This window comes from Pseudomonas sp. YuFO20 (assembly GCF_035064975.1).
In the GTDB taxonomy this organism is placed as follows: Bacteria; Pseudomonadota; Gammaproteobacteria; order Pseudomonadales; family Pseudomonadaceae; genus Aquipseudomonas; species Aquipseudomonas putida_AE.
Genome location: NZ_JAXDEO010000001.1, coordinates 180,085 through 206,929 on the forward strand (window position 1 = coordinate 180,085; position 26,845 = coordinate 206,929).

At 60.2% G+C, this 26,845-nt stretch carries 21 protein-coding genes; 10 read left to right on the plus strand and 11 right to left on the minus strand.

The window, feature by feature from the left end:
* Nucleotides 1-14: 14 nt before the first annotated feature.
* Complete coding sequence (locus SOP85_RS00895; RefSeq protein WP_274073749.1) at nt 15-2,885, minus strand: EAL domain-containing protein; 2,871 nt, start codon at nt 2,883-2,885, stop codon at nt 15-17.
* Between the two features lie 257 nt (nt 2,886-3,142).
* On the opposite strand from SOP85_RS00895, the gene uvrD reads away from it, so the two are divergent.
* The 3 genes from uvrD (at nt 3,143) to SOP85_RS00910 (ending at nt 7,106) form a co-directional block, all read left to right on the plus strand.
* Nucleotides 3,143-5,326 carry a DNA helicase II gene (gene uvrD / locus SOP85_RS00900; protein WP_274073750.1) on the plus strand — a complete coding sequence of 728 codons (2,184 nt, stop codon included), beginning with the start codon at nt 3,143-3,145 and terminating at the stop codon, nt 5,324-5,326.
* A gap of 352 nt (nt 5,327-5,678) precedes the next feature.
* Nucleotides 5,679-6,560 (plus strand): Tim44 domain-containing protein, encoded by an 882-nt coding sequence (locus SOP85_RS00905; RefSeq protein ID WP_274073751.1) that lies wholly within the window; start codon nt 5,679-5,681, stop codon nt 6,558-6,560.
* A gap of 138 nt (nt 6,561-6,698) precedes the next feature.
* The gene (locus tag SOP85_RS00910) at nt 6,699-7,106 is read left to right on the plus strand and encodes an SMI1/KNR4 family protein (protein WP_003187120.1); all 408 of its coding nucleotides are present in this window, start codon (nt 6,699-6,701) and stop codon (nt 7,104-7,106) included.
* A gap of 18 nt (nt 7,107-7,124) precedes the next feature.
* On the opposite strand, the gene SOP85_RS00915 is transcribed toward SOP85_RS00910, so the two are convergent.
* Nucleotides 7,125-8,888 (minus strand): cation:proton antiporter, encoded by a 1,764-nt coding sequence (locus SOP85_RS00915; protein ID WP_274073752.1) that lies wholly within the window; start codon nt 8,886-8,888, stop codon nt 7,125-7,127.
* A 240-nt stretch (nt 8,889-9,128) separates the two neighbouring features.
* On the opposite strand from SOP85_RS00915, the gene SOP85_RS00920 reads away from it, so the two are divergent.
* Nucleotides 9,129-9,611 carry an acyl-CoA thioesterase gene (locus tag SOP85_RS00920; protein ID WP_020797950.1) on the plus strand — a complete coding sequence of 161 codons (483 nt, stop codon included), beginning with the start codon at nt 9,129-9,131 and terminating at the stop codon, nt 9,609-9,611.
* A 43-nt stretch (nt 9,612-9,654) separates the two neighbouring features.
* Here the strand turns inward: SOP85_RS00920 and pdxY are convergent, their stop codons facing one another.
* Complete coding sequence (pdxY, locus tag SOP85_RS00925; protein WP_323625736.1) at nt 9,655-10,527, minus strand: pyridoxal kinase PdxY; 873 nt, start codon at nt 10,525-10,527, stop codon at nt 9,655-9,657.
* A 120-nt stretch (nt 10,528-10,647) separates the two neighbouring features.
* On the opposite strand from pdxY, the gene SOP85_RS00930 reads away from it, so the two are divergent.
* Nucleotides 10,648-11,061: a DUF3301 domain-containing protein gene (locus SOP85_RS00930; protein WP_323607386.1), complete on the plus strand. Its 414-nt coding sequence runs from the start codon at nt 10,648-10,650 to the stop codon at nt 11,059-11,061.
* Nucleotides 11,062-11,117: 56 nt separating this feature from the next.
* On the opposite strand, the gene SOP85_RS00935 is transcribed toward SOP85_RS00930, so the two are convergent.
* Nucleotides 11,118-12,083 (minus strand): CobW family GTP-binding protein, encoded by a 966-nt coding sequence (locus SOP85_RS00935; RefSeq protein ID WP_323625737.1) that lies wholly within the window; start codon nt 12,081-12,083, stop codon nt 11,118-11,120.
* A 26-nt stretch (nt 12,084-12,109) separates the two neighbouring features.
* On the opposite strand from SOP85_RS00935, the gene SOP85_RS00940 reads away from it, so the two are divergent.
* Complete coding sequence (locus tag SOP85_RS00940) at nt 12,110-12,466, plus strand: NADH:ubiquinone oxidoreductase (RefSeq protein ID WP_323625738.1); 357 nt, start codon at nt 12,110-12,112, stop codon at nt 12,464-12,466.
* 3 nt (nt 12,467-12,469) lie between these two features.
* Here SOP85_RS00940 and zigA read toward each other — a convergent pair whose 3' ends face one another.
* A complete protein-coding gene (zigA, locus tag SOP85_RS00945) occupies nt 12,470-13,675 on the minus strand; it encodes a zinc metallochaperone GTPase ZigA (RefSeq protein WP_323625739.1) in 1,206 nt (401 codons plus the stop codon).
* A gap of 94 nt (nt 13,676-13,769) precedes the next feature.
* Between zigA and folE2 the strand changes: the two genes are divergently transcribed.
* Entirely contained in the window at nt 13,770-14,666 is an 897-nt protein-coding gene (gene folE2 / locus SOP85_RS00950; RefSeq protein ID WP_323625740.1) for a GTP cyclohydrolase FolE2, read from the plus strand.
* Nucleotides 14,667-14,859: 193 nt separating this feature from the next.
* Nucleotides 14,860-15,759, plus strand: coding sequence for a His/Gly/Thr/Pro-type tRNA ligase C-terminal domain-containing protein (locus SOP85_RS00955; RefSeq protein WP_323625741.1), 900 nt, complete (start codon nt 14,860-14,862; stop codon nt 15,757-15,759).
* Between the two features lie 57 nt (nt 15,760-15,816).
* Here the strand turns inward: SOP85_RS00955 and SOP85_RS00960 are convergent, their stop codons facing one another.
* Nucleotides 15,817-16,338 carry a DUF3617 domain-containing protein gene (locus tag SOP85_RS00960; protein WP_323607383.1) on the minus strand — a complete coding sequence of 174 codons (522 nt, stop codon included), beginning with the start codon at nt 16,336-16,338 and terminating at the stop codon, nt 15,817-15,819.
* 132 nt (nt 16,339-16,470) lie between these two features.
* On the opposite strand from SOP85_RS00960, the gene cls reads away from it, so the two are divergent.
* Nucleotides 16,471-17,910: a cardiolipin synthase gene (gene cls / locus SOP85_RS00965; protein ID WP_323625742.1), complete on the plus strand. Its 1,440-nt coding sequence runs from the start codon at nt 16,471-16,473 to the stop codon at nt 17,908-17,910.
* Here cls and cfaB read toward each other — a convergent pair.
* From cfaB to hflK (SOP85_RS00990), 5 genes are all read right to left on the minus strand, one after another.
* On the minus strand, nt 17,907-19,091 hold the full coding sequence (gene cfaB, locus SOP85_RS00970) for a C17 cyclopropane fatty acid synthase CfaB (protein ID WP_274073761.1): 1,185 nt from the start codon (nt 19,089-19,091) through the stop codon (nt 17,907-17,909). The two genes, cls and cfaB, sit on opposite strands and share 4 nt — an antisense overlap.
* A 170-nt stretch (nt 19,092-19,261) precedes the next feature.
* Nucleotides 19,262-21,172, minus strand: coding sequence for a heavy metal translocating P-type ATPase (locus tag SOP85_RS00975; RefSeq protein ID WP_323625744.1), 1,911 nt, complete (start codon nt 21,170-21,172; stop codon nt 19,262-19,264).
* Nucleotides 21,169-22,227, minus strand: a complete 1,059-nt coding sequence (hflK, locus tag SOP85_RS00980) for a protease modulator HflK (protein WP_323625745.1) — start codon at nt 22,225-22,227, stop codon at nt 21,169-21,171. Before hflK (SOP85_RS00980) ends, SOP85_RS00975 begins: the two co-directional genes overlap by 4 nt.
* Nucleotides 22,224-23,261: a protease modulator HflC gene (hflC, locus tag SOP85_RS00985; RefSeq protein ID WP_323625746.1), complete on the minus strand. Its 1,038-nt coding sequence runs from the start codon at nt 23,259-23,261 to the stop codon at nt 22,224-22,226. The genes hflK (SOP85_RS00980) and hflC overlap by 4 nt, the downstream gene beginning before the upstream one ends.
* Nucleotides 23,258-25,222, minus strand: a complete 1,965-nt coding sequence (hflK, locus tag SOP85_RS00990) for a protease modulator HflK (RefSeq protein WP_323625747.1) — start codon at nt 25,220-25,222, stop codon at nt 23,258-23,260. The genes hflC and hflK (SOP85_RS00990) overlap by 4 nt, the downstream gene beginning before the upstream one ends.
* 212 nt (nt 25,223-25,434) lie before the next feature.
* Here hflK (SOP85_RS00990) and lpdA point away from each other — a divergent pair, with 212 nt between their 5' ends.
* Entirely contained in the window at nt 25,435-26,835 is a 1,401-nt protein-coding gene (gene lpdA, locus SOP85_RS00995; protein ID WP_323625748.1) for a dihydrolipoyl dehydrogenase, read from the plus strand.
* The last annotated feature ends 10 nt before the right edge of the window (nt 26,836-26,845 follow it).

Sequence of the window (26,845 nt, forward strand, 5' to 3'; positions counted from 1 at the left end):
GGGAAACTTCGTCGCTAACTTACGCCTTGCGCTCGTAGCAAATCCGCCAGAGCCTGCGCCTCAACCGGCCGGCTGATCAGATAGCCCTGCACTTCATCACAGCGTTCAGCCTGCAAAAACTCCAGCTGCTCCAGTCGCTCCACGCCTTCAGCCACCACTTTCAATTTCAAGCCGTGGGCCATGGCAATAATCGCTCGGGTAATCGCCGCATCCTCCGTGCCCTCTCCCAGGCCGCGAATAAACGCCTGATCGATCTTCACGTAATCCACGGGGATGCGCTTGAGGTAGCTCAGGGACGAATAGCCGGTGCCAAAATCATCGATCGCCAGCTTCACCCCCAGATCACGCAGTTGCTGGAACGTCGCGATAATGTGCTCGACGCTGTCGAGCAACTGGCTTTCGGTCAGTTCCAGCTCCAGGTAATGCGGCGCCAGTCCGGTTTCTTCCAGGACCTGACGTACCAGGCTGACCAGCTTGCCCTGGCGCAATTGATGCACCGACAGATTGACCGACACCCGAATCGCCTCGAGTCCCAGGCGTTGCCACTCACAGGCTTGCCAGCAGGCCTGGCGCAAGACGAACTCGCCGATCGGGCCGATCAACCCGGTCTCCTCCGCCAGACCGATGAAATCCCCCGGCGGCACCCGCCCCATGGTCGGGTGGTCCCAGCGCACCAGGGCCTCGGCGGCATTGAGCCTGCCCGTGGCGAGGCACAGTTTTGGTTGGTAGAACACCTTCAGCTGTTTCTCTTCAACCGCTTTACGCAGATGGTTTTCCAGCTGCAAGCGCTCAAGGGTGCTGGTTTGCAAGCTATCGGTGTAGAACTGGAAATTGTTACCGCCCAAATGCTTGGCGTGCTGCATGGCCATGTTCGACTGACTGACCAATGCGGATATTTCCCGGGCGTTATCCGGCAACAGGCTGATGCCCATGGAAGCACTGACCACCAGCTCATGACCCTCGACGGTCACCGGCAAGCGCAATTTGGCCGACAGGCGCGTGGCCACCCGCGCCAGGCTGGAAAGGTTACCGTAGGCATTGAACAGCACGGCGAATTCATCGCCGGACAAGCGGGCGATGGTGTCTGCCTCAGGTAATGCATTGACCAGGCGCCGGGCCATCTTTTGCAACAGCTGATCGGCCACTTCGTGCCCCAGGCTGTCGTTGAGCTGCTTGAAACGATCCAGATTGATGTGCAACAACGCCAGGCTGCGATAACCGCCCTGACGCACCCGCTGATGCGCCTCGCCCAGCCGTTCGCGGAACATCGAGCGATTGGCCAGCCCCGTGAGTTCGTCGTAATGGGTCAGGTAGCGCATGCGCTCTTCGGATTCTCGCCGTGCCGAGAGATCGGCGAAGAAGCCCACGATATGACTGACATTGCCCCGCACATCGCGTACTGCATTCAATTGCAGAAATTGTGGATACATCTCGCCGTTCTTGCGGGTTTCCACCAGTTCACCCTGCCAACTGCCGTGCTGCTCCAGCGCTTGATGGATCGCACCGTAATGCCGTCGCGCATCACGACTGCAGGGCAACTCGACCACGTTGCGCCCAAGCATCTCCTCGATTTTATAGCCAGTGACCCGGCTGAAGGCTTGATTGACCGCAAGCAGGGCATAACCCGGATCGAAAATCACGATACCTTCGCTGGCGGCCTCGAACACCGTCGCCGCCAACTGCCGTTGCTCCTCCTGGGCCTTGCTGGCACTGATATCGCGCCGCGTGCCCACCATGCGAATCACCCGCCCGTTGTCGGCACGTTCGACCGCCCGCCCACGGTCTTCGATCCACACCCAGTGGCCAGCGCCATGCCGCACGCGATACTCGATCTGGTAGTCCTCGGTGCGGCCCTTCAAATGCTCGACCAACGCCCTTTTCAATGCAGGCAGATCGTCGGGGTGCAGCCGGGGCTTGAGGTGGCGCAGGATAGCCGTCACCTGTTCCGGCTCCAGACCGAACAATTCCTGGATCTGCGTGTGATGGACCTCGTCGGTTTGCAGGTTCCAGTCCCACAGCCCCAGTTCGCTGGCCTTCAATGCCAGCGCAAGGCGCGCCTCACTCTTGCTCAGCGCCTGGTTGGCCGCGTCCAGCTCCAGACTGCGCTGGGCGACACGGCTTTCCAGATCGACCTGGATCTCGCGCAATTCGTCTTCGGCACGCCGACGCTGGTCGATTTCCCGGGTCAGCTTTTGATTGAGCTGGTCGCTGCAGTTCTGCACTTGCTGCAGATGCTCGATCAGCGCCTGATTCTGAAAGCGGCGCAACATCCCACGATCGATCAACCGATTCACTTGCCAGGCGACCACACTCAAAGCGCCGAGCAAAATCAGGCCGAACCAGCCCCAACCGTGTTGCTGGTCGTCCCCGCCCCAGAACATATAGGCGATGGCCGGCAACAGGCAGGGCAAGGTGAAGGACAGGAACGCCGGCAAACTCACCGCGTAGGCCACGCTGGCCGACAGCGCCGCGGCACCGATCAGGCCGAAGACCCAGGCTTGTTGAATGAAGTTATCGGCGGGAACCAGGGCAATACCGGCACCGGCCAGGGTCAGGCCAGTGAGACCCGAGCCCAGCAGAAACATGCGTCGCCAGATCGGATGCGCCTGGCGGTTGGGAATCGCCGAATCGAAGGCCGCCACCTGGATCACCCGCAATGCCACCAGCGACAGCAACCACACCAGCCAGACACTGACCAGGAAGTAACGCTGCGGACTCCAGAGCAAACCGGCGCACACCAGGCCATTGATCAACATGAACAGTGTGGGCAGCAAGGAACCCTGGTACAGCAGACGCGTGCGTTCGACCGCCATTTCCATGGCGTATCGTTTACGAATAACCCGGGGCTCCACAGTAGGGCCCGACAGGTCGAAGCTGAGGGTCATAGGCAGTGTTCTTGTTCTTATAATGATGAGCATGAGCCCGAAACGTCGACGGAGCATACACAACGCAATGCCCGGACCAAACCGCTACCGATCAAAAAACAGACAAAAATTGTCGACTGCCAGACGTGGCAGAATGCCTTCAAGCGGGGCCGGCCAACGCTTGCAGCCGATGACCGACCGGTCGTCCATGGGTAACTTTCATCGGCTAAAGCAAAGCGGGGTTTGCCCGAGCTGACGCGGCCCCCTAGAATGCCCCGATGCGCGATGATCTCTCCCTTCTGCTGAACTCCCTCAACGATGCCCAACGCCAGGCCGTAGCTGCCCCCGTGGGTCGTCAGTTGGTCCTGGCCGGTGCTGGTTCCGGTAAAACCCGAGTGCTGGTGCACCGTATCGCCTGGTTGATCCAGGTCGAAAACGCCTCGCCCCACTCCATCCTGTCGGTGACCTTTACCAACAAGGCTGCTGCCGAGATGCGCCATCGCATCGAGCAGCTGATGGGTATCAACCCGGCCGGTATGTGGGTCGGCACCTTCCACGGCCTGGCGCACCGCTTGCTGCGGGCGCACTGGCAGGAAGCGGGCTTGAGCCAGACCTTTCAGATTCTCGACAGCGACGACCAGCAACGCCTGGTCAAGCGGGTGATCCGCGAGCTCGGCCTGGACGAACAACGCTGGCCCGCCCGTCAGGCCCAGTGGTTCATCAACGGACAGAAAGACGAAGGCCTGCGCCCACAACACATTCAAGCCAGCGGCGATCTGTTCCTGGCGACCATGCGCGGCATCTATGAGGCCTACGAGGCCGCTTGCCTGCGCGCCGGTGTGATCGACTTCTCCGAATTGCTGCTGCGCGCCCTCGACCTGTGGCGTGATCACCCTGGCCTGCTGGCGCATTATCAGAAGCGCTTCCGGCACATTCTGGTGGACGAGTTCCAGGACACCAACGCCGTGCAGTACGCCTGGTTGCGCCTGCTGGCCAAGGGTGGCGACAGCCTGATGGTGGTCGGCGACGACGACCAGTCGATCTATGGCTGGCGTGGCGCGAAAATCGAGAACATCTACCAGTACTCCGAAGATTTCCCGGACGCTGAAACCATTCGCCTGGAACAGAACTACCGCTCCACCGCCGGCATTCTCAAGGCCGCCAACGCCTTGATCGCCAACAACACCGGGCGCTTGGGCAAAGAGCTGTGGACTGATGGCGGCGACGGCGAAGCCATCAATCTGTACGCCGCGTTCAACGAACACGATGAAGCTCGCTACGTTGTCGAAACCATCGAAAGTGCGCTGAAAACCGGCTTGGCTCGCAGCGATATCGCGATCCTGTACCGTTCCAACGCCCAATCGCGCGTGTTGGAAGAAGCCTTGCTGCGCGAGCGCATTCCGTACCGCATCTATGGCGGCCAGCGTTTCTTCGAACGCGCTGAAATCAAGAACGCCATGGCCTACCTTCGCCTGCTCGAAGGCCGTGGCAACGATGCCGCGCTGGAGCGGGTGATCAACGTGCCGGCCCGGGGCATCGGCGAGAAAACTGTCGAGGCGATCCGCGACCATGCGCGCCACAGCGATGTGTCGATGTGGGAAGCGATGCGTCAGCTGGTGGCCAACAAAGGCGTTACCGGCCGCGCAGCCAGCGCGCTGGGGGCGTTTGTCGAGTTGATCGAGAACCTCGCCGCCAAGTGCATGGACATGCCGTTGCACCTGATGACCCAGACCGTCATCGAGCAGTCGGGGCTGATCGCCTACCACGAAGCGGAAAAAGGCGAGAAAGGCCAGGCACGGGTAGAAAACCTTGAGGAACTGGTCAGCGCCGCGCGCAACTTCGAAAACAGCGAAGAGGACGAGGACCTGACGCCACTGGCGGCTTTCCTCGGTCACGCCTCACTGGAAGCCGGCGATACCCAGGCCGACGAACACGAAGACAGCATTCAGCTGATGACCCTGCACAGTGCCAAGGGCCTGGAATTCCCCTATGTGTTCCTGGTGGGCATGGAAGAAGGCCTGTTCCCGCACAAGATGAGCCTGGAAGAGCCCGGCCGTCTTGAGGAAGAGCGTCGCCTGGCCTATGTCGGCATCACTCGGGCCATGCAGAACCTGGTCATGACCTATGCTGAAACCCGACGCCTGTACGGCAGCGAGACCTACAACAAGGTGTCGCGCTTCGTACGCGAAGTGCCCAAGGGCCTGATTCAGGAGGTGCGGCTGTCCAACAGCGTCAGCCGTCCGTTCGGGGGCAACCAGTCGATGAGCGGCAGCAACCTGTTCAGCGGCAGCGAGATTCCGCAGACCGGCTTCAGCCTGGGCCAGACTGTGCGCCACTCGATCTTCGGTGACGGCGTGATCCTCAACTTCGAAGGCGCCGGCGCGGCGGCTCGGGTGCAGGTTAACTTCAGCGAAGGCAGCAAGTGGTTGATGCTGGGTTACGCGAAGCTGGAAGCGATCTAAGGAAAGCCTGAGAACCCATGTGGGAGCGGGCTTGCTCGCGAAGGTCGCACCGCGGTTCGTCAGGAACACCGCGTTATCGTTCTTCGCGAGCAAGCCCGCTCCCACAAGGTTACGCGGCGCTGGCATAGGCCTGATCACGGCGGGCGTCATCCTGCTCGCGCTGCGACGCCAGGTATCATTTCCTACAGAACTTATTTACTTATCCTACAGACCAAAGTTAACAGGCCCTATTGCGCTGATTGAAGCTGAATGCAACCTGTCAGGCAAAAGCCCGAAACACTCTGCCGCTAGCCAGTAACACTTCAGCTGTGCAACATGGCGCGCGTGCCTTCCACAAATGGGAATTCCCTATATGAAACGTTTTCTTAGCATCGCCATGGCGTTGTGCATCGGCCTGACGATGAGCCTCGACGCCAATGCCGCCAAGCGCTTTGGTGGTGGCAAAAGCGCAGGCGCTGCGCCGACACATCAAACCAGCCAGATGGCTCCTTCTTCTCCAGGCATGGGCGGCGCAGCTGCGACCGCTGGTGCAGCCGGTGCCGCTGGCGCCGCCGCCAAGGCCGGTGGCGCTTCGCGCTGGCTCGGCCCTCTGGCCGGTATCGCCGCCGGTGGCCTGCTGGCTTCCATGTTCATGGGCGACGGTTTCCAGGGCATGCAGATCTTCGACATCCTGATCATGGCGGTCATCGCGTTCCTGGTCTTCCGCTTCATCGCCGCTCGTCGTCGCAAGCAGCAGGCGCACATGGCTCCAGCTGGCTACGCCCCGCCGATGCAGCGTGAAGCCTTCGAACAGAAACCTGCTGGTGGTTCGATCTTCGGCGGTTCGGCTGCACCGGTTGCCGCTCGTCCGGTAATCAATGCGCCAGCCTGGTTCAATGAGAAGAACTTCATTGAAGCGGCCCGTAACCACTTCCAGTCCCTGCAGCAGCACTGGGACGCCAACGAAATGGACAAGATCTCCGAGTTCGTGACCCCGCAGATGCTGGAGTTCCTCAAGCGCGAACGCGCCGACCTGGGTGACGGCTTCCAGTCCACCTACATCGATAACCTCGTTGTGCAACTGGACGGCGTGGATGATCGCGCCGACAAGACCATCGCCACCCTGACCTTCAGCGGCGTGTCGAAAACCTCGCGTTTCGACCAGGGCGAAGTGTTCAGCGAAAGCTGGAACATGGAACGTGCACAGGGCGAAAACCAGCCTTGGCTGGTGGCCGGTATCCGCCAGAACGGCTGATTCCCCTCCGCGCTTCACTTGCTGTAATAAAAACCCCAGCCTCGGCTGGGGTTTTCTATTTCGCGGTTGCATCTATAGCGAGCTACTGTATAAACCGCCCCATATAAACCGCGCCATACATGCAAGAGGATCCCGGACGTGGAAGAAATCATCGAACAACTGCGTGAAGCCAACGAACCGGTACCGGTCCCCTTGGAGTTGCCCGACGAAGATCTGCTGGTCGAGATCGAAGAACAACTGTTCATCGACATTCCATTCGTCTTCAGAGAATTCCTGCTGACCGTCAGCGACGTGGTCTATGGCAGCCTGGAACCAGTCACCGTGACTGACCCGCAATCCCACACCTACCTGCCGGACGTTGCCGCCAACGCCTGGGATGCAGGCGTCGATCGCAGCCTGATCCCGATCTGCCAGGATGGCGACGACTACTACTGCGTCGAAGAAGACGGCACCGTGGTGCTTTGGCAGGCCGAAGAAGAGCTGATCGCCGAAGAAACCTGGGAATCGGTATGGCACTGGGCGCGGGACGTCTGGCTGGAAAGCTGAGTCCTTCGCCCCACCTGGTCAATGCCCCGGCGAATCCTTGTGGTTTTCCAGGGTATCGAGCAAGGCCACCTGCATCCGTGTGTGCACGCGGATGAACCAGCGCCACAGCAGCGCCGCTACGGCGGCCGCGACCACGGCGATCAGGACCAGCAACTTGTTGGTCGGCAGAATACTGGCCGACAAGGCTGCCAACAGCAGGAAAATCACCAGCAGCGAGAGGATCGGGATCACTTCGGAGATCACCCGGCGCACTCGCTGCGTGTGACGGCCCGCCATCTCCGGTTTGACGCCCATTTCCGCCAGCAACATCGACAATGCCTTGAGCTTGCGATACGCGGCAATCAGGAATGGCAGCGACAGCAGCAGTGCCCCGCCCCAGATCAACGCTTTCTGCCAGCTCGGGTCGCCGATCCAGCCTTGCAGGTAAGTGGATATGCCTTCGGCGAAGTACGCGCCGGAAAAGAAGATCGCGATGACCAGCGCGAGGTTGACCCCCACCTGCAGCAAGATCCGCCGAATCATCGAGGCCAGCAATGCCCCCTGGCCTTGCGGCTGGATGCTGCGCAGCCATTCGCCATACATGCCCAATACGCGGCCCAGGCGCTGCGGCATCACGGCCGCCAGCTTGATCGACAGCGGGTCTGCTGCCCGGATCAGGTACGGCGTCATTAACGTCGTGAGCACTGAAACCGCCACGGCCACCGGATAGAGGAAGTTACTGGTGACCTGCAGGGTCATGCCCAGCGAAGCGATGATGAAAGAAAATTCGCCAATCTGTGACAGACCCATGCCGACGCGCAGTGAGGTCCGTCCGTCGTTGCCGGCGATAAAGGCGCCAATGCCGCAGGACAGCATCTTGCCGAGCACCACCGCCAGGGTGATCACGGCAATGGGCCAGGCGTATTGCAGCAGGATCTTCGGGTCGAGCATCAGGCCGATGGCGACGAAAAAAATCGCACTGAACAGGTCGCGAACCGGTTCGATCAGGCGCTCTATTTTCAGCAACTGCCGCGACTCAGCCATGATCGCGCCAATCAGGAACGCACCGAGCACCATGCTGTACTCAAGCTTGACCACCAGCAGGCAGAAGCCAAAACACAGGCCCAGCACGGTGATCAGCAGCATTTCATTGCTTTCGAACTTGGCCACATAGGCCAGCAGGCGCGGCACCAGCAGGATGCCGATGACCAGCGCGACGATCATGAACAGCGACAGCTTGCCGACGGTGGAGAACACCTCGCCCGAGCTGACCGTGCCGCTGACCGCGATACTCGAAAGCAAGGCGATGATGCCGATGCCCAGGATGTCTTCGACGATCAGAACGCCGAATATCAACTGCGCAAAACGCTGGTTTTTCATCTTCAGGTCATTGAGCGCCTTGACGATGATGGTGGTCGAGGAAATGGCCAGGATCGCCCCGAGGAACAGCGAGTCCATTGTGTTCCAATCGAACCAGCGGCCGATTTCGTAGCCGATCCAGATCATCAGGACGATTTCCAGGAACGCCGCGATAAACGCCGTGGCACCGACCTTGAACAGCTTGCGCAGGCTGAACTCCAGGCCCAGGCAGAACATCAGGAAAATCACCCCCAGCTCAGCCAGGGTCTTGATGGTTTCTTCGTCGTGGATCAGGCCGAACGGCGGCGTGTGCGGGCCAATGATGAAGCCCGCCACGATGTAACCCAGCACCACCGGTTGCTTGAAACGATGGAAAAGCACGGTCACCACGCCTGCAACCAACATGATCACTGCCAGATCCTGAATAAAACTGATGGCATGCATGGCGTGGGGCTCCTTGGGGTGACTTGGCGCTTTTCGTGTAGGACTTTTCCCTTTGGTCTGGGCTTTTGCAGGGTAACACCGCGACTACGGGCGCAAAGGCGGTGCAATATATGGAAACAGATCGATTGGGCGTGACGGCGGTCGCCCGCGCGGCGTCCCGATATCTGTTGGTTTGAAAAAACCGCTGAAGCGCCCGCAGAGGTGCGTCCCTCAAACCTTGCCTTGACCCGTGAGAACGCTATGGAACCCGGAAACGCCCAACTGTCGATGACAGTATTGATGACCCCCGACATGGCCAATTTCTCTGGCAACGTGCACGGCGGCACCCTGCTCAAGTACCTCGACGAAGTGGCCTACGCCTGCGCCAGCCGTTATGCCGGCCGCTACGTGGTGACACTGTCGGTGGACCAGGTGATTTTCCGTGAGCCGATCCATGTCGGTGAACTGGTGACCTTCCTTGCATCGGTCAACTACACCGGCAACACCTCCATGGAGGTGGGCATCAAGGTGGTGACCGAGAATATCCGTGAGCGCTCGGTACGCCATACCAACAGCTGCTTCTTCACCATGGTCGCGGTGGATGACCAGCGCAAGCCCGCCCCGGTGCCACCGCTGCAACCTGTAAACAGTGAAGACAAGCGCCGTTACATGCAGGCCCAGCAACGTCGGCAGATTCGTCAGGAGCTGGAAAAGCGTTATCAGGAAATCAAGGGCGACGCCTGAAGCAACAAAGATCGCAGGCAGCGATCTTTTTGCCGCAACGCGGTTACAAACTGATCGGAGTCGCCTCGAACCGCACCCGCGGATGGGCGATCCGGTCCTGAGCCCGTACCAGTTCCAGTTCATAACTGGCGCAGGCCTGGGTTTCCAGCAACACCTCATGTACCGCCGACGCGGCGAATTCAAACGCCGCCACCAGGCTGTCGCCCAACAGGACGCGAGCCAGGAACAATCCGGACGTCAGGTCGCCAACACCCACCGGCTGACGCGGAAACGCCAGCAGCGGACGCTGCAGATGCCAGCTGCCTTCGGCCGTCACCAGCAACATCTCGAAGACATCGGCCTTTTTGCCCGGGTAGTCCAGGTGCTTGACCAGTACCGCCTTCGGCCCACGTGCCAGCAGCGCACGCGCCATCGCCAGGCAGTCGAACAGTGACTGCGGCTTGCGCCCCGAGAAACTGTCGAGTTCCAGTTGATTGGGGCACATGAAGTCGGCCACGCTGGCGGCCTCCTCCAGCAGGAAATCGCTGACTTCCGCCGGTACGCTGCAGCCTTTCTCCGGATGACCCATCACCGGGTCACACAGGTATAGCGCCTTGGGGTTGATCGATTTGATTCGCTCCAGCCCCGTCAGTATCGCCCTGCCCTGGGCCGCACTGCCGAGATAACCGGACAGCACCGCATCGCAATTACCCAGCTCGCCAATGGCCGCGATACCTTCGACCAGATCGGGAATCTGGTGCGGCGCCAGCACGTCACCGGCCCACTGGCCATATTGGGTGTGATTGGAGAACTGCACGGTATTGAGCGGCCAGACATTCACCCCGACCCGCTGCATCGGGAAAACCGCGGCACTGTTGCCGGCGTGACCGAACACCACGTGGGACTGGATAGCGAGCAGATGGGGCGTACGTTTCATGCGGTGAGTTATCCGTAAAACGATTGAAATTCAAGCCGCGCAGTATGCGACTAAACGCAGCCTGTACGACAGACCGGCGACACAGTTAAGCTGACACTATCTTGTTGGAGCACCCTGTTGATGCTGACCCTTGGAAATATTTTAGTGCTGATGCTGTTCGCCACCGCGGGGGCCTGGCTGTGGCACAACCATGGCTTGCGCGAACACGCACTGGAGCGGGTCAAGCAGCATTGCGCCAAGCTCGGGATCGAGCTGCTGGATGGCAACGTGGCCTTGAAAAAAATCGCGTTCATCAAGGACGCCAATGGTCGGCGACGTTTGGCCCGAGTGTACAACTTCGAATTTACCGTGACCGGCGAAACCCGCCACAACGGTACCATCACCCAGTTCGGCCCACACAGCGCGCAGATCGAGCTGGCGCCTTATCCCGTGCCATTCGACGACACTTCCACGGTGGTGGACGTGGTCAAGCCACGTGCCGAGGTGATCGAGCTGAGCCAGTGGCGTCAGGAACACACCAAGTGGCGGCCTTGAATCAACAGATCCCACGATCCCTGTAGGAGCTGCCGCAGGCTGCGATCTTTTGATCTTCACCCCAACCGACACCCGTCCAGACCTTTTTGCAGCACCTCAACATCCTGCGACTCACTGAAAATAAGCTCAATCCGCGAATCCTGCCGCCATTCACTCCTTCTCCATTCCAGCACCGCGTTATCCAACGCATTCGCCGACACCCACCCCCCGGCGCTGTGGATAACCAACTTGGCGCGCCGCCATTCAAGGCCAACGAGCCACCGAGAGATCCTGTCAGTGTCGAACGCCTGGCTCGGATGCCATCGCCAGCCAATGCTCCAGCCGCCCTCCTGCTCCTGGCTCAGGCAAATCGGCAGCGCCGGATCAGTCCAGATCGCCGGCAACTGCGCCAGCCCCTTGGGCGCCACGAAGTTATCCACACCCGCCACCGCCCGAGCGTCCAGGCCCGGCAATTGGCTCAAAGGCATGGCCGCCTGGTGCGTCCAGTACAACGGGCGCCTCGGCAATTGCGCGGCGAGTTGCTGACGAACGATTTCATCGAGGTGTTCCGACTTGTTCATCAGCAACAGGCCGGCGCTCTCCAGCGCGTCCTGTTGCGCCGCCGGTAGCGGCTTGCCCGCGGCAAGCGCCTGGGCGTCCAGTACCAGAACACAGGGTTGAACGCTCAGGACACCTTGCCACGGCGCTTCGCGCAACTGCCTGAGCAACTGCGCCGGGTGCCCCAGCCCGGACGGCTCGATGAACAGTCGATCCGGTCGCGCCTTGCGCAGCAAACGGCCGAGACCGACCTGAAACGGCGCACCGTTGACGCAACATAAACAGCCCCCGGCCACTTCACCCAGTGCGATACCATCGGCATCACGGGTCAACAACGCGGCATCGATACCGATCTGACCGAACTCGTTGATCAACACCGCCCAGCGCTCGCCAGCGGGACGTTGTGCCAGCAGGTGCTTGATCAGGCTGGTCTTGCCGGCGCCCAATGGCCCGGCGATGACATGGGTGGGTATGTTCTGCAACATGGTCGAAGGTGTCTGAGGAGGTCAGGATGCGGTGGATAGGATGGTCGTTGCTGCTGGCGCTCAATGGCAGCGAGGCGCTGGCCCAGGCGTGCGTGGTCCACAGTCAGGCGGAACGGCTCGACGTGAAAGTCTGCCAGCAGAACCGCAATATTCCAGAAAAACTCTTCGCCGACGGATTCTGCCAGCCAAACCTTGCAGGGCAGAAAGTCGAGGTGCAGTACGTCGACCAATGCCCTGGTGGGGCGTTCGGCGTGTGCAGCAACGCCCAAGTCGCCAATATGCCCTACCGGCAGGATATTCACTATTACGGCGTTGCCACAGATGCAGCGTACTTGAAGCCGTTTTGCGAAACCCGGAGCCAGGGAACCTGGCTCACGCCTTGAGGATCAGGCGGCGTCTTCATGCCAAGGGCCGAACGGATCAGGCAACAAGCCCCAACCCTCTGCGTCCAGCAGCATTTCCTCATCGTTCAGCAGGCAGTCGTCGAGCTCTGCGTTGAGTAGTACGAAATCGATGTTCTGGCCGATGAACACCAGTTCCTGCCGGCAATCGCCGCTGGCAGCTTCCCAGTTCTTCAGGATGGCGGCGCTGCTTTCCGGGTCCTGTGGCCACTGCTCCTTCGGCACGAAACGCCACCAACGCCCGGCAAAACCATAACGCATCATCCCACCCGCCTGGGACCAGCTGCCGGCCTCCTTGTGTTTGCTTGCCAGCCAGAAGAAGCCCTTGGAGCGCAGTAGCCGGCCATTGAGCCATGGACCGTTGATGAAATTGAAGAACCGCTGCGGATGGAAGGGACGACGCGAGCGATAGGCAAAGGACGCGATGCCGTATTCGTCGGTTTCAGGCACATGTTCGCCGCGCAACTCCTGCAACCAGCCCGGCGCTTGCGCCGCCCTCTCGAAGTTGAAGCAACCGGTATCGAGGATCTTCTCCAGGGGCACTTCGCCCATGACCATGGGGATGATCTGTGCCTGCGCGTTGAGCCGTTCGAGGATCGCCATCAACTCCTCGCGTTCACGGCGGCTGATCAAGTCGATCTTGCTGATCAGGATGACGTCGGCGAACTCGACCTGCTCGATCAACAGATCGGTGATCGCGCGCTCATCCCCCTCGCCCAGTGTCTCGCCACGGGAAGCCAGGCTTTCGGCGGCCTGGAAGTCGAGCAGGAAATTCATGCCATCGACCACGGTGACCATGGTGTCGAGCCGGGCGATGTCGGAGAGGCTCTGGCCGTTTTCGTCACGGAAAGTGAAGGTCTCCGCCACGGGCAGCGGTTCTGAAATGCCGGTGGATTCGATCAACAGGTAATCGAAACGACCGTCTCGGGCGAGTGCGCCAACCTCCTCCAGCAAGTCTTCGCGCAACGTGCAACAGATGCAGCCGTTGCTCATTTCCACGAGCTTCTCTTCTGCACGATTGAGACTGACATCGCGCTGGACCTCGCTACCGTCTATGTTGATTTCACTCATGTCGTTGACGATAACGGCGACTCTCAGGCCATCTCTATTACGTAATATGTAATTTAGAAGTGTACTTTTTCCAGCACCTAAAAAGCCCGACAGGACTGTCACGGGAAGGCGATTGGGCATCAGGTGTTCCTCACAGGGCCATTCATAAAAATCTATCGCTGCTCTAATGTTATCATATAACATTACAGTGTCACTTCAACGATGGATCGACCCCATGAACGCGCTGACTTTGCCGGACATCGCCGCGCAGGCCTCACGCCAAGCCCTGCCACTGGAGTGGGTGGGCATGCGAGGCATTGCTCTTCCTGTTTTGCTCGATGGCAAACTATTGTCCGCAACGGCTGATGCTGGAGTGAGCCTCGATAATGGCGAGGCCCGGGGTATTCACATGTCGCGGCTGTACCTGGCGCTGGAAATGCTTGAGCACGAAACGCTCTCGCCGGATCTGCTGCGGCGAGTTTTGCGCAGCTTCCTGAACAGTCACAAAGGTCTGTCCAACAGCGCTTACCTGAACATTCACACCGATCTGCTGTTGAAAAGACCGGCACTCATCAGTCCATTGGCTGGCTGGAAAAGCTATCCCGTGAGCATAGAAGCACGTTTGAAAAACGCGATGTTCCACGTGGAACTAAAAATAGCCCTGCCTTATTCCTCAACGTGCCCTTGTTCAGCCGCGCTATCCCGACAACTGATTCAACAGCAATTCGTCGATGACTTTGCTGGTCGGGCTTTGCATCGCACCGAGGTACTGGCTTGGCTCGGCTCCGCCGAAGGCATCGTCGCGACACCCCACAGCCAACGCAGCACGGCGCAATTGAGTCTGCGTCTGCACGAGTATCTGGATGAGCTGCCACTGATCGCAGTCATCAACGACGCCGAAGCAGCCCTCGGCACCGCCGTACAAACCGCCGTCAAACGCGCTGATGAACAGGCATTCGCCTTGTCAACCGGACAGAACCTGATGTTCTGCGAAGATGCCGCTCGGCGCTTGAACCTGGCCCTGAAACGCTCACCCGGCATCCGCGGCTTCCAGATACGGGTCATCCACGCTGAAAGTCTGCATGCCCACGATGCCGTCGCCGAAAGCCGCTGGAACTGGGAGGCCGCCTGATGCGTTCAGGGGCGTTTCTTTAAGGTATTTACCGTGAACGTGGTGTATACCCATATCGGTCTGGTACGCGACTACAAGGGCCCTGCAGCACGAGTTTCGAATGGACACGACAAACGTCTAGATGACAGCGACCGGGGATGGATCTAAGGTTTATCCGCTACGCATGTGATCGAAGCATTCGAGAACAACAATCATGATCCAGATCACCTTGCCCGATGGTTCAATGCGTGAATACGATCAACCGCTGTCCGTGCATGAGGTTGCCGCAAGTATTGGCCCCGGGCTGGCCAACGCTGCGGTAGCGGGCCGGGTGGACGGCCTGTTGGTGGACTGTGAATTCATGATCCGGGCCAGTGCCCGGGTCAGCATCGTGACGCCGCAGGAACCCGATGGACTGGAGATCCTCCGGCGCTCCTGTTCGCTGATGCTGGCAATGGCGGTCAAGCAACTGCACGCCCATGCTCAATTGCGCACCGGCTCGGCGCTGGGTGACGGGTTCTTTTGCGAGTTCAGTGTCGAGCGCCCAATGATGAGCACTGATCTGCCGCTGATCGAAGCGCGCATGCAATCATTGGCAGCGACCAACCATTCGATCCGCCGCAGTCAGAGCCACTCCCCGTCTTCCCCCAATCTGTCGCTGTACCGCCTCGGCGACTCCGACTATTTGACCAGCGGCCCGCATGTCCCGACCACCAGGGTCCTGCAGGCCTTTGCCCTCGATCACATCAACGGCAGCTTGCAGCAACGCATCTATGGCACCTGTTGGTCCAGTCACCAGGAGTTGCAGCATTGGCGCCTGCCGGCCCATGTGGTGGTGGTCAGCATGGATGACCGTCAGACAAGCTATGCCCACGCAGTGACCGAACGTTTGCGCCGCAGTGGCGTGCGTGCCCTGGCGGATCTGCGTAACGAAAAGGTTCGCCACAAGATTCGCCATCACAGTCAGACGGTGCCGTACCTGGTGGTGGTCGGTGAAAAGGAAAGGGCTGGCGGGTATGTCAGCGTGCGCAATCGCAACGGGGAGGATTTTGGCAGGATGAAGGTTGAGGCAGTGTGTGAGTGGCTGGGTCAGCCGGGAATTGCTGGTGCCTGAACGAACGTCTTCGCGGGCAAGCCTCGCTCCTACAAGGCCAGGCTTGCCCGATAACGTTTAGGCCCGTGGCTTCACAGTCCCGCAGTCCTGACCCAACCAGACCGCGCGGGTATCGAGGCTACCCTTCTGCTGGATGCCGGTGGCGTTGAACGTACCATTGACCTTGGTGGTGAACTCGCGATCGCTGAGGAACGTGGCAACACCCGTGCCCTGGGCTTTCGGGCAGCTGAAACGGAACTTCCACTGGTTACCGGTGCGCTCGGTGATTTGCTGGGTGCAGCCCGATTGCGGGTCGGTCAGGGGAATGTTGTCGCTCTTGACCTGCTCTGGCGTCAGGCACGCCCGAATCCCTTTGCCGCCCATGGTGATGCCCTGTTTCTCCAGCTGCGCGCGTTGTTCAGGGGTCATCTGGCTTTGAATCTGGCCAAGGATCAGTTGCAGATCCGGCAGGTTCTGGTCATCGACTTTCATGTTGCTCGAGGTCAATTCCCACAAACCTGGCTGCAGCATCTGCGCCTGAGCCGCCACAGGAAGTACCAAACCAAATGCCATGGCCAAACCCAGCAGACGAACGTTCATCGAGTAACTCCTGATCAGTAGTGGCCGTTAGACGTCGCCGGCGGGCTTCGGTTCATGGGCCAATTAAATAGCGACATTCTGCACGGAACATGGTCTGTTAAGCATTGAATCTTCAGGAGCAAGGCTGCCCCCATGGATTATTTTGGACCGCATGTTTTTGGCTACGTCATCGCCCTGTTGCACTCATTGGGCTTGATTGCGGCAATCCACGCCGTATTGACCGTCCGCACCGCCCAAGGCTCGATTGCCTGGGCCTTGTCATTGTTGTTCATGCCCTACCTGACACTCATCCCCTATCTGGTATTCGGCCGCAGCTCCTTCGACGCTTATATCAAGGCACGGCGCCAAGCCAACGAGGAGATGCGCAAGGCTGTCTCTGAACTCAACTGGCGGCCATGGGTGGAGGAAGCCCTCACCGCCCGCGCTTCCAGCGCCTACGCATCGCTAAGGGCGATGCCGAAGCTGGGACGCATGCCCTGCCTGGCAAACAATGAAGTGCACTTGCTGATCAATGGCCAGGCGACCTTCGAGGCGATTTTCCACGCCATCAGCCAGGCCAGAGAAGCTGTGCTGGTCCAGTTCTTCATCATCCACGATGACCGCCTGGGCCGACGCCTGCGCGACCTGCTGCTGCAAAAAGCCAGCGAAGGCGTGGCGATTTACCTGCTCTACGACCGCATCGGCAGCCACTCCCTGCCCCATGGTTATGTCCAGTCGCTGCGCGATGGCGGCGTTGCGGTCAAAGCCTTCGCCACCCGCAGCGGCTGGCTCAATCGCTTCCAGGTCAACTTTCGCAACCACCGCAAGATCGTGGTCGTCGACGGCATTCTTGGCTTTGTCGGTGGCCACAACGTTGGCGACGAATACATGGGCGAGAAACCACCCCTGGCACCGTGGCGCGATACCCATGTGCAGGTACGGGGGCCGGTGGTGGCCTGCATGCAGGAGTCCTTCGCCGAAGACTGGTTCTGGGCGGCCCGGGAATTACCACAGCTGATTCTCCCGGAGGTGTATCCGGACGATGGAGTGCTTTGCCAAATGCTCGCCAGCGGCCCGGCGGACGCCTACGAAACCTGTTCGCTGTTCTTCGTCGAAGCGATCCATGCGGCGACCGAACGCGTATGGATCACCAGCCCTTATTTCATCCCCGACGAAGCGGTCCTTGCGGCGTTGCGCCTGGCGGTCTTGCGCGGCGTCGATGTGCGGATCCTGCTGCCGTCGCGGCCCGACCACCGCATCGTCTACGCCGCTTCCAGCCTCTATGCCTTCGAAGCCGTGCGCGCGGGTGTGCGGGTGTTCCGCTACGAACCCGGGTTCCTGCATCAGAAAGTGGTGCTGATCGACAGTGAAATCAGCGCCATTGGCAGCGCCAACATGGACAACCGTTCGTTTCGCTTGAATTTCGAAGTGATGCTGCTGACGGTCGACAGGGCGTTTGCCGCACAGGTGGAGCAGATGCTCAATGACGACTTCGACCTGGCACACGAAATCGCCAAGGATGAAGGCCGGGAGACCCGCCGCTTGCAGCAGGTCGGCATGCGGGTCGCCCGGCTTATTTCACCCATCCTCTAGGGATTGTAGATATCGTCTCGCGTCCACGGCAGCTCATGGCTGCCATCGGCGTGGGCCTTCACCGCGAGAATCTGGTGCAGGTTGATCCAGCCACGGGCGAAGGCGTAGGCACAGCCGGCCAGGTACAGGCGCCAGATACGCAAGGCTTGATCAGGCACCAGTTTCGAAGCGGCCTCAAGGTTGTCTTCCAGGTGTTCGCTCCAGTGATCCAGGGTCCGCGCGTAATGCAGGCGCAAACTCTCGACGTCGACGATTTCCAGCCCTGCTTCGCTGATCTCGGCAGAGATCATCGACAGGTGCGGCAGCTCGCCGTTGGGGAACACGTATTTCTCGATGAACTCACCCGCACCGCGCCCAACGGGACGCCCATCGGTGTGCTTGGCGGTGATCCCGTGGTTCATCACCAGGCCGCCCTCTTTCACCGCGCCGAACAGGGTTTTGCAGTACTCGGCCAGGTTCGCATGACCGACGTGTTCGAACATGCCGACGCTGACCACCTTGTCGAAGCGCCCGTCCTGAGGCAGGTCGCGGTAGTCGAGTAACTGCAGCTCGACCAGGTCCTCCAGGCCTTCCTCTTTAACACGCTCACGTGCCAGGTCCAGTTGCGCTTTACTGAGGGTAATCCCGAAAACTTTCGCACCGAATTCACGAGCCGCATACCGCGCCAACCCACCCCACCCGCAACCGACATCCAGCAAATACTCGCCAGGTTGCAGCCGCAACTTGCGACACAGGTGGCGGAATTTTGCTTGCTGGGCTTGCTCAAGGGTTTCGCTGCCGGTCTCGAAATAGGCGCAGGAATAGGCCATGTCGCTGTCGAGCCACAGCTGATAAAACGCGTTGGACAGGTCGTAGTGGTAGGAAATCGCCTTGGCATCCGTCTCCTTGTCGTGGGCGGTGCGCACAGGCTGGCTGTCGAGATCACCGAGCAATGCATGACTCCACTCATCACAGACGCGGATCACGTCACTGATGGAACCTTCCAGCTCCAGTTTGCCCTCGACGAACGCCGCCCCGAGCGCGTCCAGGCTAGGGTGGGTGAACTGGGAAACCATTTGTGGGTCCTTGACCACAATTGTGACACTGGGCGTCGGCCCCAGATTGAATTCGTGGCCGTCCCAGAGTCGCAGGCGTAACGGTAACTGCAGATTCTGTAAGGCCGGTGGAAGTTGCGCGAGCATGGAAAATCCCCCTTGTTTCAGACGTCTGCTGTGAGATTAGTCCATCCTTGAAAAATAGCTGGCTATCGATTGGATAGCGGTCCCCTATGAGTCCAAGACTGGCCTGAATTCACAGAAATGACCGCTCTCACCTAAAGTGACTGCAAATCCGGCGTACAGTTCTGAATTTCTCAGAACCCGTCCTTGAGCTTGAGTAAAGGCTCCTGAAAGCGCAGTAAACGCCCGGCATTACCCAACACCAACAACGTACTGAGGTTATGCAGCAACGCCGCGATCATCGCACCGGCTGCCCCGAGCCAGCCAAACGCCGCGAAAGCCACGATTGCCAAGGTCCAGCCCAGACCGATGATCACGTTGACTTGCAAGGTCTGACGACACTGACGACTCAAGCGCACGCAGGTGCCGAGGCGACGCAGGTCGCTGCCTATCAACACGATATCTGCGGAAGCCAGCGCGATGTCTGCCCCGCCCGCGCCCATCGCCACACCAACAACGCCAGCCTTGAGCGCCAGGGAATCGTTGATGCCATCGCCCACCACCATGGGACGAAAACCGTTACTGATTTCTTTCAGCACGCGATTCAGTTTGTCCTCGGGCATGGCCTGCGCCTCGACTTCACTGATGCCGACATCCCGAGCGAGTGTGTGAGCAACGCTGTGCCGGTCGCCGGTGAGTAACAGCTGGCGACCCAAGCCAAGGTCCCTGAGCTCGCCCAAGGCAAACTTCGCTTCGGGCTTGACGCTGTCGGCCAACAACAGCCAGGCGAGAAACTCACCGTTGAGCGCCAGCCCGGCAATGGGGCCGTCGTGCCCAGGGACGTCTGAGGTCGTTATACCCAACTGGGCGAACAACTCCGGCCGCCCAAGCGCGGCCTCGCCCTGCTCCGTCATGGCCACCACCCCCAGCCCCTGACGCTCGTGAATATCCGCCAGCGGCAGAAAATGCTCTGGTGTCACCAGCCCGGACAGCGCCCGGCTGACCGGGTGACTGCTGGCGGAACCGAGGCTGGCGGCGAGTTTCAGGACGTGGTTGCGATCCGCCAACGGGCTGTCGATGGATTGCAGGCGCAAGGTGCCAAAGGTCAGTGTTCCGGTCTTGTCGACCACCAGCGATGTCAGATCTGCCAGCTCCTCGAGAAACGCCGAGCTGCGAATCAGAATGCCGTGTCGCGCTGCCACCGCTACCCCGGCAATGGCCGTTGCGGGTGCCGACAACACCAACGCACAAGGACAGGCAGCCACTAACACTGCGAGCATGGCCTGGGCATCGTTGGTGATGAACCAGGTAACAGCGGCCAACAGCAACACCAGCACCAGATAGCTGCCAGCGTAACGCTCCAGCAACCGGGTGATCGGCGGCTTGGATCGCTCGGCGTTCTGCATCAGCGCGATCACTTTGCCGAGGGTCGATTCGTCGCCGGTTCGAGTCACTTCAATGCGCAGCAGGCCGTCGAGATTGATCGCCCCACCAAATACGGCCATGCCGATGCCCGCCTCCATCGGCACTGACTCGCCGGTAATGGATGCGGTGTCCAGGCTCGCCTGGCCGGACAGCACCCGGCCATCCGCCGGTACCCGATCACCCGCTCGGACTTCCACCCGATCGCCCGCCCTCAGCGTAGCGTTGTCGACCTCGACGACGGAGCCGTCAGCCTGAACCTTGCGCGCGTGGCTGCGTGTCAGTTTGCCGAGGGCATGAATGGCTTCCTGGGAACCGATCACGCTGCGCTCTTCCAGCACATGGCCGAAGATCATGATGATCGGCAGCAATGCTGCAGTCAGCAAATCGCCTGTCGCCCACGCGCCGAGCATGGCCAAGGCGATCAATTGATCGGTGATGCCGTGCAGACTCGGATACCGCAAGCTGTACCAGGCCGAACGCATCACGGGCACGGCCACCAGCACGGAAGCAAAACCCAGCAGCAATTGACTGACCCCGGTCTGTTCCGGCGACAGCCAGCGCCATACGAGGCCCAGCGTGAGCAAGCCGAGTGCGAGCATGGCCAGGGTTAGTTGGCGCGCGGCGCTGCGCTGTTCGGCCGAGGACAACAGGCTCGGTGCAGCGGCGGATTGACCGGTCATTGTGCAGCTCCCTGGATGATCAGGCGGGAATCGTCTTTCGGATCAACCGTGGTGACTGAGCCGGCCTGACCGAGAATTTTCGGCATCCGCTCGCGGTAGATTCGCAGCAACATTTGCGGGTCCACACCCGTTTGTTGCGTGCTGGCCAGACTCGTCACCGTGGCGGTATCGGCAGACGCTTTCGCCAGCCGTTCACTTGCCTGGGCGTGGGCGACTTGCAGTGTGCGGTCGGCTTGTTCGTTGGCGGCCTGGATCAGCTTCTCGGCTTCAGTGCGCGCGTTGGCCACGGCTTTGTCGGCTTGCTGGCTGGCGGTCAGAACGGCATTGAATGCGTTGACTGCAGGACCCGGCAGACTCGATTGCACATCGACCCGCGCCACTTCGATCCCCAGCCCCTGCCCCGTCGCAGCCAATTGCGCGAGGCGTTGGTTGATGCCTTGTACCAAGTCACCCCGCAAACGCTCGCGCCTTTCGGCTGCCTGATTATCAGCACCGATCAACTCCGGTCGTGCGACCAGGATAGTGTCCAGATCTCTTGCAGCGGTGAGCGCCACGGCGCAGCGGGTCACCAAACGATCCAGGGCCGGCAGCACATGCTCGCCTTGAAGCACGAAGGCATAGGGCTGAGTGACTTTGTAGAAAACCCGTACATCCAGTTGCACCACACCGGCGTCCCCCGTCAGCAAATAACCGGAACCTGCCAGTGCATCACTGATCGGCGTGGCGAAACTGGCCACGCGATCCGCCTGCAAGGCGGCATCAGTGCGTAGCAGGTTTTCCACCCGACGCTCGATTACCCGATCCGCCGCCGGCAACAAAACCACCTGTTCAAACGGCTGCGGCCAAGCCAAAAGCAAACCGGCATTCTGGATGCGATCCAGCGCGCCGAAGTGCAAAACCACCGCGCGATTCTGTGGATCAATCTGCCGCACATTGGAAAACGCCCACACCAAAGCGGCCAACACCGTTACCGCATACAGGGCGAGAAACGCCAAGCGTCCGGCCTGAATCCACGGGCTGCTCACCTCAATTGTTCCACGTGGAACCAAATTCATGGCTTCGATCCGGGTTTGTTTTCGAGCGTAGGAGGACCTTCAACCAGCGCGCGGAAAGGCGCGGCATCGGTACGCAGGATCAATTTCGTCCCCGGCGTGACCACGGTGCCGAGGGTGTCGAGCGAGCGCAGCAGGTTGTAAAGCTCTGGTGAGCTGGCGTAGGCGCGACCATAAATCTGCGCAGCTTCGACCCGGGATTGCGCCTCGATGTCAGCCGCCTTGACCGTGGCATCGGCCTGGATGATTCGCGCATCACGTTCAGCGGCAGAGCGAATTTGCGCCGCTTCGCGCTTGCCGATGGCGGTGCGTTCAGTGGCGATGGTTTCACGCTCGGCACGCATGCGATCGACCGTCGCCGTGAGCGTGACCGACGGCAAGGTCAAGCGCTCGATGCCCACTTGCAGCACTCGCACGCCATAGGTGGCCAGCAACTGCTGATCAATCTGCTTACGCAACTGCGCTTCGAAATCGGCGATGTGCACCTGATTGGCGTCGGTGTTCACAAGGTTAGCCAGATCGAAACTGCTGGCCGTCGTTTCCAGGGCCGAGCCAACGAAGGTGCGAATCTGCCGTGCCGCTTCGTCCGGCTGGTTTTGCACCGCACGCATGAAGCGCTGCACATTGTCCGGATCACCCTGCACCTGCCAGGCCACATAAGCCTGAACGATGATGCGCAAACCATCGCGCGTACCCACATCCTGTAAACCACTGGACGTCGTGCGCAAACGAAGATCCACAGGGATCGCTGCTTCGAACGGCGCCGGCCAGCGCCAGCCAAGGCCCGGTTCCAGCAACACTCGCGAGGGGTTGCCGAAACGCGTGATGACCGTGGCTTCCCCCGATCGCACCTGCACCAGGCTCGCGGCCGCCACGGCAAACGCCACCAATAAAACTGCCCAGCCCATGCGTCGCCAAGGGAATGGGCCGGCTTCCTGTGGATCGCCGTGGTGGTGATGGTGATGACCGTGGTGATGTCCGCCATGGCCGTGATCGTGGCCACTGTGGTCGTGATCATGAGTAGGTAGCTGGCTCAATGGGCGGCTCCTGGCTGAGCAGTTTTACGCGACAGCGCAGGGTCTGCCGGCAACGTGAACGTACGGAGATCGATGGTCGGCGCATTGTTGTTGCCGCCCAGGCGATGATCGAGGACCAACAGCCTGGCATTGGTCAGGCCCTGGGAAAGTTGACTGAGGTATTGCTCCAGCACGAAGGCCTGGCCGGCATTCGCATAGGCCTTTTGTTCGGCGGTAAATTTCAGGTCGGCGGCTTTGGCCGTCGCGTTGATTTCATGGGCAGTCGCCATGGCCTGGTCTCGGGCAATGTTCGCTTGCAACTGCGCCTGGTGGGTGGCCTCGGCGGCAGCTCCACGTTCACGGGCGATCAAGGCCTGCGCGCCGATCTGCGCTGCTTGCACACCGTGATAGGCATTGGCGGCCCCCGCAGGGGGATGAATGGCTTCGACTACCGTGGCGAGAATTTCCACACCGCTGTCGAGTTTTTCCAGGTCGGCCTGAACGGCACGGCCAATCTCTTCGGCCAGCCCTACCCGATCCTCACCGAGCAAACCGTCGAGGGTTCGTGAGGCAAAGTCGTGGACCAGAATGCGGCTGGCGGTACTGCGAATCAGCGTGGGCACATCGGCGCTGTTGTAGGTCGCCGCCAATACCGCCTGATCGCTCAAACCGATGCGATATACAAAACGCACGTCCATGTTGACGATCTGGAAGCTCTGCTTGTCGGCACGGCTGCTGGCAATCACCTGGGATTTGTCATTCACATGGCTGGCGTCCCACAACCGGTTGGCGGTCATTGGTGCCGGGCCGTCGGCGGGGTCTGCCTGCACCGGTACCGACGTTTCGCCGACACTGGTGGCCAACTCGTGAACCACTCCGTTTTCGACAGCCAACACCCGGCCCAACGGCCACGGTAAACCTGCGTGCAAACCAGGCCCCAACACGGTTACCGGTTTGCCGAAGCGCTCGTAGATACCCCGCCCTTGCAGCGGTATTTCGTGGACACCGGTCAGTGACCAACCGACGAAGGCCACGACGCCCAGCACAGGTATAAATGCCCGGCGCATGTAAGTGAAAGCCCAGACCTGCCGAAGGTCGATGCCGAAGCGATGGTGCAATTCGTGTTGCAGCGCCAGCAACGGCTGCGGCGGCCAGCGCAACAGGTCGGTGCCAAAACTACGCGCCAGCAAAGGAGGTTCCAATTGTTCGCGGTGAGGGCTGAACAGTGACAGCACGGCACGCAGCAGTAACTCGAAGGCAACGAACCCCGGCAGCAGGCCGGTCAGTACCACCAGGCGCACCGGCCAAACCGACGTTTCCTTGACGAAGAACAGGCATGCCGCGCCCAGTACCAGGCTGATGATGACCATGCGAGTCAGTTGCGCCAAGGTGCCTGCCTCGGGCCATTGAGCGCTGTTTTCCTGAGCCAGCTGACGCTCCAGAACCAGCAAACCAAAGGCCAGCGTTAACGCCACGGTCGCACCGATAGTGGCCGACACTCCCAGCGCCGCTGGCGGCAAATCAAGGTTCCATGCCTGTTCGACGCACAGCAACGCCAGCAGCGCCCAACCACCCAGCCACAGCGTCGGGGCACCGATTTTCCTGAGTAGCATCAGCCAACGCTGACTGAAATCCTCCAGCAGACGTTCGTACCAGCCCTCAGGAACTTCAGCCTCATCAGCGTCGGCCACCGGTGCCAAGGGATTCATCGCGCGCGCACGCCATTGCGTTACCCACCAGGCGGATTGCAAGCCAGCAACCAATACCAGCAACGCCGCGCTCTGATTGAACAACAAAGCAGGCCAAAGGGTTTGCGGCGCAAACAACCCGATAAAAAACCCCAGCACCAGGCCCAGAGCCGCGAGCGCACCCAGGCCGATTGCAAATCGGCGCAATCGTTGCCCTTGAAAAACCGCCTGCTGAAAGCGCGGCAGCCTGGCTACCTGCGCTCCATCATCACCCTCTTCGAGATCGACTTGCATACCACCCCAGTGTTTATCTTTGCCCCATCTAGTTACGATATAACAGTACTGGTGAAATTTTCGTACTCAGTCGCCCTATCTAAAGATGCATTACCTGTCGCTAGGCTGAAGCCTTGACCGAAATGCATCGGAAGGCTCATATTACGCTCGTAATATTATTCAAAGACTACTTTTATCCCTCCCCAAACCGCTTTAAATCCAGGAGTACATCCATGAGCACTTATGACGTCGTGATACTCGGTGGTGGCCCCGGTGGCTACAACGCAGCGATCCGTGCGGGCCAACTGGGATTGAAGGCGGCCTGCGTAGAAGGACGCGCCACGCTCGGCGGCACCTGCCTGAACGTCGGTTGCATGCCCTCCAAGGCTTTGCTGCACGCGTCTGAACTCTACGATGCGGCCATGGGTGCGGAATTCGCCAACCTGGGTATCGAGGTCAAACCCACGCTCAATCTCGCCCAGATGATGAAACAGAAAGATGAAAGCGTGACCGGGCTGACCAAGGGCATCGAGTTTCTCTTTCGCAAAAACAAGGTCGACTGGATCAAGGGCTGGGGGCACATCGACGGGCCGGGCAAAGTCACCGTGACGGACAGCGCCGGGGGCAAGACCGAACTGAGCTGCAAAGACATCATCATCGCCACCGGCTCCGAACCCACTCCCCTGCCAAGCGTGGACATCGATAACCAACGCATCCTCGATTCCACCGGCGCACTGTCACTGACGCAAGTACCGAAACACCTGGTGGTGATCGGCGCCGGGGTGATCGGCCTGGAGCTGGGTTCGGTCTGGCGGCGCCTGGGGGCGCAAGTGACCGTAGTCGAATACCTTGATCGGATCTGCCCGGGGGTGGACGGCGAAGCAGGCAAGACCCTGCAACGTTCATTGAGCAAACAAGGCATCAGTTTCAAGTTGAGTTCGAAGGTGACCAGCGCCACAACCTCTGCCACCGGTGTTCAACTCAGCGTCGAGCCCGCCGCGGGCGGCACCGCCGAGTCGCTGGAAGCCGATTACGTACTGGTGGCGATCGGACGCCGGCCTTATACACAAGGCCTGGGGCTGGAGAACGTCGGTCTCGCCACGGACAAACGCGGCATGCTCGCCAACAAGGGGCATCGCACCGAAGCCGCGGGTGTCTGGGTAATTGGCGACGTGACGTCCGGCCCGATGCTCGCGCACAAGGCTGAAGACGAAGCCATGGCCTGCATCGAGCAGATCGTCGGCAAGGCCGGCGAGGTCAATTACGACTTGATTCCCAACGTGATCTACACCAAACCCGAGCTGGCCAGCGTCGGCAAGACCGAAGAGCAACTGAAGGCCGAAGGCCGTGCCTTCAAGGTCGGCAAGTTTCCCTTTACCGCCAATAGCCGGGCGAAGATCAATCACGAAACCGAAGGCTTCGCCAAAGTGTTGGCCGATGAGCGTACCGACGAAGTGCTCGGTGTGCACCTTGTGGGGCCGAGCGTCAGTGAAATGATTGGCGAATATTGCGTGGCCATGGAGTTCAGCGCGTCCGCCGAAGACATTGCCCTGACCTGTCATCCACACCCAACCCGGTCCGAAGCCTTGCGTCAGGCGGCGATGAATGTAGAGGGGATGGCGACGCAGATGTAAGCCTGGAGAT

Excerpts from the sequence above, each read along its gene's own strand:
- pdxY (WP_323625736.1), bottom strand. The coding sequence starts at position 10,527 with ATGAAACGTACGCCCCATCTGCTCGCTATCCAGTCCCACGTGGTGTTC.
- SOP85_RS00940 (WP_323625738.1), top strand. The coding sequence starts at position 12,110 with ATGCGGTGGATAGGATGGTCGTTGCTGCTGGCGCTCAATGGCAGCGAG.
- zigA (WP_323625739.1), bottom strand. The coding sequence starts at position 13,675 with ATGCCCAATCGCCTTCCCGTGACAGTCCTGTCGGGCTTTTTAGGTGCT.
- SOP85_RS00905 (WP_274073751.1), top strand. The coding sequence starts at position 5,679 with ATGAAACGTTTTCTTAGCATCGCCATGGCGTTGTGCATCGGCCTGACG.
- lpdA (WP_323625748.1), top strand. The coding sequence starts at position 25,435 with ATGAGCACTTATGACGTCGTGATACTCGGTGGTGGCCCCGGTGGCTAC.
- SOP85_RS00960 (WP_323607383.1), bottom strand. The coding sequence starts at position 16,338 with ATGAACGTTCGTCTGCTGGGTTTGGCCATGGCATTTGGTTTGGTACTT.
- hflK (WP_323625747.1), bottom strand. The coding sequence starts at position 25,222 with ATGCAAGTCGATCTCGAAGAGGGTGATGATGGAGCGCAGGTAGCCAGG.
- SOP85_RS00915 (WP_274073752.1), bottom strand. The coding sequence starts at position 8,888 with ATGCATGCCATCAGTTTTATTCAGGATCTGGCAGTGATCATGTTGGTT.
- folE2 (WP_323625740.1), top strand. The coding sequence starts at position 13,770 with ATGAACGCGCTGACTTTGCCGGACATCGCCGCGCAGGCCTCACGCCAA.
- uvrD (WP_274073750.1), top strand. The coding sequence starts at position 3,143 with ATGCGCGATGATCTCTCCCTTCTGCTGAACTCCCTCAACGATGCCCAA.
- hflK (WP_323625745.1), bottom strand. The coding sequence starts at position 22,227 with ATGAATTTGGTTCCACGTGGAACAATTGAGGTGAGCAGCCCGTGGATT.
- SOP85_RS00895 (WP_274073749.1), bottom strand. The coding sequence starts at position 2,885 with ATGACCCTCAGCTTCGACCTGTCGGGCCCTACTGTGGAGCCCCGGGTT.
- SOP85_RS00955 (WP_323625741.1), top strand. The coding sequence starts at position 14,860 with ATGATCCAGATCACCTTGCCCGATGGTTCAATGCGTGAATACGATCAA.
- SOP85_RS00920 (WP_020797950.1), top strand. The coding sequence starts at position 9,129 with ATGGAACCCGGAAACGCCCAACTGTCGATGACAGTATTGATGACCCCC.
- SOP85_RS00930 (WP_323607386.1), top strand. The coding sequence starts at position 10,648 with ATGCTGACCCTTGGAAATATTTTAGTGCTGATGCTGTTCGCCACCGCG.
- cls (WP_323625742.1), top strand. The coding sequence starts at position 16,471 with ATGGATTATTTTGGACCGCATGTTTTTGGCTACGTCATCGCCCTGTTG.
- SOP85_RS00935 (WP_323625737.1), bottom strand. The coding sequence starts at position 12,083 with ATGTTGCAGAACATACCCACCCATGTCATCGCCGGGCCATTGGGCGCC.
- SOP85_RS00975 (WP_323625744.1), bottom strand. The coding sequence starts at position 21,172 with ATGACCGGTCAATCCGCCGCTGCACCGAGCCTGTTGTCCTCGGCCGAA.
- cfaB (WP_274073761.1), bottom strand. The coding sequence starts at position 19,091 with ATGCTCGCGCAACTTCCACCGGCCTTACAGAATCTGCAGTTACCGTTA.